Origin of the sequence: Streptomyces sp. TM32, assembly GCF_004122755.1 — a bacterium.
GTDB lineage: Bacteria > Actinomycetota > Actinomycetes > Streptomycetales > Streptomycetaceae > Streptomyces > Streptomyces sioyaensis.
On sequence record NZ_SDIG01000263.1, the window covers coordinates 1 to 5,689 of the forward strand.

The 5,689-nt window shown below is 67.9% G+C and carries 4 protein-coding genes; 3 read left to right on the top strand and 1 reads right to left on the bottom strand.

Features of this window, described 5'->3' with window-relative positions; translation table 11 throughout:
- Nucleotides 1-94: 94 nt before the first annotated feature.
- Complete coding sequence (locus EST92_RS30695) at nt 95-274, bottom strand: hypothetical protein (protein WP_129283943.1); 180 nt, start codon at nt 272-274, stop codon at nt 95-97.
- Nucleotides 275-725: 451 nt separating this feature from the next.
- Here EST92_RS30695 and EST92_RS30700 point away from each other — a divergent pair, with 451 nt between their 5' ends.
- The 3 genes from EST92_RS30700 to EST92_RS30710 all read left to right on the top strand — a co-directional run bounded on the left by EST92_RS30700 (nt 726) and on the right by EST92_RS30710 (nt 5,624).
- Entirely contained in the window at nt 726-1,496 is a 771-nt protein-coding gene (locus tag EST92_RS30700; RefSeq protein WP_161981807.1) for an ABC transporter ATP-binding protein, read from the top strand.
- Nucleotides 1,497-1,537: 41 nt separating this feature from the next.
- Nucleotides 1,538-4,048 carry an FtsX family ABC transporter permease gene (locus EST92_RS30705; protein WP_129283945.1) on the top strand — a complete coding sequence of 837 codons (2,511 nt, stop codon included), beginning with the start codon at nt 1,538-1,540 and terminating at the stop codon, nt 4,046-4,048.
- Nucleotides 4,049-4,442: 394 nt separating this feature from the next.
- Nucleotides 4,443-5,624, top strand: a complete 1,182-nt coding sequence (locus EST92_RS30710) for an IS1634 family transposase (protein ID WP_161981805.1) — start codon at nt 4,443-4,445, stop codon at nt 5,622-5,624.
- The last annotated feature ends 65 nt before the right edge of the window (nt 5,625-5,689 follow it).

Here is a 5,689-nt window from a genome sequence, read left to right on the forward strand (position 1 = left end):
CCGCAGCCCGTAGGGAAGACCGTCAAGCGAGCCGAGACGATCAAGGAACACAAACAGCGGCGAGGTTAAACGGCAAGCTCAGAAACCCACCTATCTAAGTGGCATTGCCAACGAACCCGGTGCGGTTCACGGCGGCGAGGGCCGGTCCCGCTGCATAGATGACCGCTTTCGAAGCCGGGTGACGCCGCGCAGCGCGGGTGATCAGCAGCAGCAGCGCGCACAGCTCTGCCAGGCCCGGGGTGTTTTCGGGACGGTGGGGCAGTTGCGTCTCCACCACGGACAGGTGCACGAGAGGGCCGTGGCGATGGCGATCTGCCGTGCGAAAAGGCGTTCCGGCGCGGCCAGGGCAGCCAGACACAGAACCCCGGAGACTGCCGCTGCCGCAGCCACCGGCAGGTACGGCGCGTTCAGTCCCTCCCACACCACGAGGACGACCAGGCAGCGCCGACGAGGCACAAGAGCACTTGCTGGGTACGGGAACGGGCCCGGAAGGCTGAGCTCATGGCACGTCACGCTACGGCAGCACCGCGCGCGCCACCTCAGCCTTTCGGCCCAGGGAGGGAAACGGCCGCCTCGGCATTCCGGTGGATCCGCCGTACCCGCACCACGCTGAAGGATTCGACCTCAGGGACGGCCCGGTGACCGCCGGCGACGTCCCGTTCTGCCCTTCGGCTCAGCGGCCATTTCACGAGCAGTCATCCAGGAGCGATGCAATGAACCCAAGGATGGACGCCTTGTCGTCTTCCGAGAGGCCGGGCGCGGTGGTCGCCGCCGCCGACGGTCTGACCAAGGTCTACGGCGAGGGCGAGACCCGCGTCATGGCGCTGGCCGGGGTGTCGGCCCGTTTTCTGCGCGGTGAGTTCACGGCGATCATGGGGCCCTCCGGCTCCGGCAAGTCCACATTCATGCACTGCCTGGCGGGATTGGACACTCCCACGTCCGGTACGGCGCGGATCGGCGATATGGACCTGGGCTCGCTGAATGACGTACAGCTGACCAAGGTGCGGCGCGAGCGCATCGGCTTCGTCTTCCAGGCGTTCAACCTGCTGCCCACCCTCACCGCCTGGGAGAACATCACCCTGCCGTGCTATCTGGCCGGGCGCGCCCCTGACCAGGTGTGGCTGAAGGGCCTGATCAACATCTTGGGGCTGGCGGACCGGCTCGGCCACCGTCCCGCCCAGCTGTCCGGCGGCCAGCAGCAGCGGGTCGCGTGCGCCAGAGCCCTGGCCACCCGGCCGGCCATAGTCTTTGCCGATGAGCCCACCGGCAACCTCGACTCCCGGGCGGGAGCCGAAATCCTGTCCTTCCTGCGATCCTCCGCACAGGAGCTGGGTCAGACGATCGTGATGGTCACCCACGATCCGGTCGCCGCGGCCTACGCCGACCGTGCCCTTTTTCTGGCCGACGGAAGCCTTGTCCATGAGATGCCGGACCCGACCGCGGCCAGGGTGCTGGAACAGATGAAGACATTCGACGTCTCGCAGCGGGTGAGCTGACCGCGATGACCCACCGAGCGATCTCTTCCCGAAGGCCTTCGATGATCCGCGCCACCCTGCGCACCCTGCGCTCCCAGCGCCTGCGTTTCGCGATGCCCGCCCTGGCTGTGCTGCTGGGCGTGGCGTTCGTGACCGGCTCGCTGATCTACAGCGAGTCCGTCAGCACGGCCGTGACTCGCGCACAGACCAACTCCCAACCCGATGCATCGGTGAAGATCACACCAAACCAGTCCGCGGCCTCCTCCAGCGGCACCCCACAACTCGACGACTCGCTCCTGCAGCGGCTGCGCACGCTGCCCGGCGCCTCCGCAGCGCGCGGCACGGTCGAGGGCCCCTCCTTCCTCGTCGGATCCGACGGCACCCTGGTCGGCGACCTGAATCAAGCCGCAGGCCTCAACTACGTCCCCGACCGTACGGGCAAGGACCCCCGCTACCCGCTCACCGCGGGCCGCGGGCCCCATACCACCGGCGAGATCGCCGTCGACCGGCAGTCCGCCGAGCGGGCCGGGTACCAGGTGGGCGAGCGGGTGCGCATCGTCGTCAACGGCACGGCCCAAAGCGCCCGGCTGGTCGGCACCTTCACCGCCCAGGACAGCCGCACAGCCACCGGCGGCACCCTCACCGCCTTCGACACCCGCACCGCGCAACGGCAGTTCTCCTCCGCCCCGAGCAGCTACTCGGCGATCACACTGACCGCGGCCGACGGCACGCCGCAGACCCAGCTCGCCGAACAGGCACAGAAGTTGCTTCCTTCCGGCTTCCGCGCCGAGACACGAGCAGACCTGGCCGCCGAGGCGGCCTCCTCCAGCAACAACCAAAAACTCATCACGCTGCTGCTGGGCTTCGCAGGCATCGCCCTGTTCGTCTCCACCTTCCTGGTCGCCAACACCTTCACCATGCTCAGCGCAGCCCGCGCCCGCGAGCACGCGCTGCTGCGCGCAGTCGGCGCCACCAGGAAATACGTGATGCGCCAGGTCCTGGCCGAAGCCGCCATCATCGGAACGGCCGCCTCGATCGTTGGCTACATACTGGGCATCGGGGTCGCGGCACTGCTGAGCAGCCTGTTCAGCGTCACCGCAGGACCGACTGCCGCTTTGCAGATTCTCTCCGCCACACCTGTGCTCACAGCGCTCGCGGTCGGCATCGGCGTCACCGTACTGTCCGCCTACCTCCCAGCCCGCCGAGCCGCCGCCGTGGCGCCCATGGCAGCGCTGCGCACCAGCGAGCCCCCCACCACCGCCTCGCTGCACCGCCGCAACACCATCGGCCTGGCCGTCACCGCGTTCGGAGCCCTGCTGGTCGCTGCCGCCACCGGCAGCCAGAACCTCCTCTTCGGCGCCGTACCCATGCTCCTGACCGGGCTGATCATCCTCACCCCGCTGCTCGCTCTGGGCGTCACCGGGCTCCTGCGCTCGCCGCTGACCCGGCTGGCAGGCATCCGCGGCAAGCTCGCCGTGGAGAACGCCCGCCGCAACCCACGGCGCACGGCGGCCACCGCAACCACCCTCACGGTCGGCCTCGCGATGATCACCGCCGTCACCGTGGTCGTCACCTCGATCAACCGCATGGACGCCCAGGACGCCGACAGCTCCATGACCTCGGACCTGCGCATCACGGCCGTGGACTTCGCCGAGATCGGCAATGACACCGCCGCCCGCGTCGCACGGCTCGCCGACGCCGAGGCTGTCACACCGGTCATTCGCACCGACTTCAACCTCTCCAGCGGCAACTCGCTGACGGCGACTGCCGTCAACCCCGCCACAGTGCAACGCCTGGCACCCGTCACCGTCCGCAAGGGCTCTCTGGACCGGCTCGACCGCGGCATCGCGGTCACCGAAAAGACGGCCGCCACCCACGGCTGGCGACTCGGCTCCCAAGTCACCGGCACCCTCAGTGAAACGGGCACGAAGACCGCCCTGCCCATCGTCGCGATCTACAACGGCCCCGACACCCTGACCCCCATCCTCATCTCCGACAAGGCCCTACCACGCACAACCAACACCGAGCAGCGGCCGCGCATCGAATCCGTCCTGGTCAAAGCCGCCCACGGCCAGACAGCCGCGCTCAGGAAGGAAATCCGACAGACCCTGGACAACCCGGCGCTCCTCGTCCAGGACCGCGCCGACGCGAGGGCGGCTGCCGCTGCGAAGAGCGCCCCGTTTCTGAACATCATGTACGCGATGCTCAGCGTCACCGTGCTGATCGGCGCCCTCGGAGTGGTCAACACCATGGGCATGGCTGTCTTCGAACGCGTCCGGGAGATCGGCCTCCTGCGGGCCCTGGGCCTGGACCGTCGACGCATCGGCTCCGTCCTGCGGCTCGAATCGGTAACCATCTCCCTCCTCGGCTCCGCACTCGGCCTCATCGCCGGCACCGCGATCGGCGCGGCAGCAGTTCTCGGACAGGAAGGCATCCCCCTCGTCATCCCGTGGGACAGAGCGCTCCTCTTCTTTCTCGCCACCGCCGCAATAGGCGTCCTCGCCTCCCTCTGGCCCGGGCGCCAGGCCGCGAGAATCCCGATGCTCAAAGCCATCACCACCGACACCGAATGACAGGAGGAGCACCCTGCGGAATCCGGACCCCTGCGCCACTCAAGACACCTTCGCCACGATCGTTACTGAAGTTGAACTCGTGGGGGCGTGTCAGTGAGGGAGTTTCATCGTGATTCGTGCAGGTCAATGGCCCTGGTGTGACTTGTGGTTGGGAGACTCGCACATGTCGCGGGTGTGATCGTTTCGCCTGAGTTCCGCAGTTGGTGGGCACGGAAGGGCCCCGTGCTGGTGGTCGGTGCAGGTCACGAGGGTGCCGGGTGGGCGTCAGGGCCGAAATGCGTGGGCACACGCTCGTCGGCAGAGACTTGTTGTTTCCGGGTGTGATCGTTCATGCTATGGGCATGTACCTGCGGACGACTCAGCGGAAGAACAAGAACGCCACGACGGCCGCTACGTGCAACTGGCCCACAACCGCCGGGTGGGCGGCACCACACAGGCTGAGGTGGTGTACAACTTCGGCCGTGAGGACCGGCTCGACACCGACGGCCTTCGTCGTCTGGTCACCTCGATCAACCGCTACCTCGGCGAGGATGGCGCCGACCCCTCGGCCCCGGTGGCGGGCGGCGGCCTGGAGGTGACCGGCTCTCGGCCGATCGGTGCGGTCTGGCTGCTCCAGGGCCTGTGGCGGCAACTGGAGATCGATCGCGCGCTGGCGAAGATCCTCGGCGAGCGTAGGTTCCGCACGGATGTCGAGCGGGTGCTGTTCGCGCTGGTCGCCAACCGTGCCATCGCCCCGGCCTCGAAGCTGTCGGCTGCCGAGTGGGCCGGCCGCGACGCGGCGATACCGGGCCTGGAGGCGATGGACGAGGACCAGGCCTACCGCGCGATGGACCTGCTGGTGGAAGCCGACGCCCAGGCCGAGATCCAAGAAACGGTGTTCTTCGCGGTCGCCAACCTCCTGAACCTCGAGGTCGACCTGATCTTCTTCGACACCACCAACACCTACTTCGAGTGTGACGAGGGCGACAAGCCGTTCCGGGCGTACGGGAAGAGCAAGGACCACCGCGACGACCTGCCGCAGGTCACCATCGGACTGGCCGTCACCAAGGAAGGCGTGCCGGTCAGGTGCTGGGTGTGGCCGGGAGGGACCAGCGACCAAACGATCCTTCCGCAGGTCAAGGACGACATGCGGGACTGGAAGCTCGGCCGGGTGATCACTGTGGTCGACCGCGGCTTCTCCAGCGCGGAAAACCTGGCCTACCTCACCCGCGCGGGCGGCCACTACATCGCCGGCATGCGCATGCGCGACGGCAGCGACCTCGCCGAGGCCGCGTTGGCCCGTCAGGGCCGCTACCAGACCGTCCGCGACAACCTTCGGGTCGGTCGGCCGCGTTCCCGAACCGGTGCGCGAGGCAATCGCACAGCGACACGCGGGAGTTGGACGGGAACAGCATCGTCACGCAAGACTGGGACAACAGGGCCTCCCTGCACTCGAGTCGGCTTCGCAACCCTCGTGCTGCACCGGAGGCCCTGCTCTCATGCGCTCACGCGGCCAAGATCACCCGACCAGGTATCCCGTTCGACCAGAACCGTCCTCATGATCGATAGGGATACGGCTTCTCAGCTTGCCGTTTAACCTCGCCCGTTCGATGGGCCGGTGACCTGCGGCGTTTCCCGGACATGGGCAGCGGCCGCCTGTGA

Coding starts and splice junctions, on each gene's coding strand:
- EST92_RS30705 (WP_129283945.1), top strand. CDS start 1,538: ATGATCCGCGCCACCCTGCGCACCCTGCGCTCCCAGCGCCTGCGTTTC.
- EST92_RS30700 (WP_161981807.1), top strand. CDS start 726: ATGGACGCCTTGTCGTCTTCCGAGAGGCCGGGCGCGGTGGTCGCCGCC.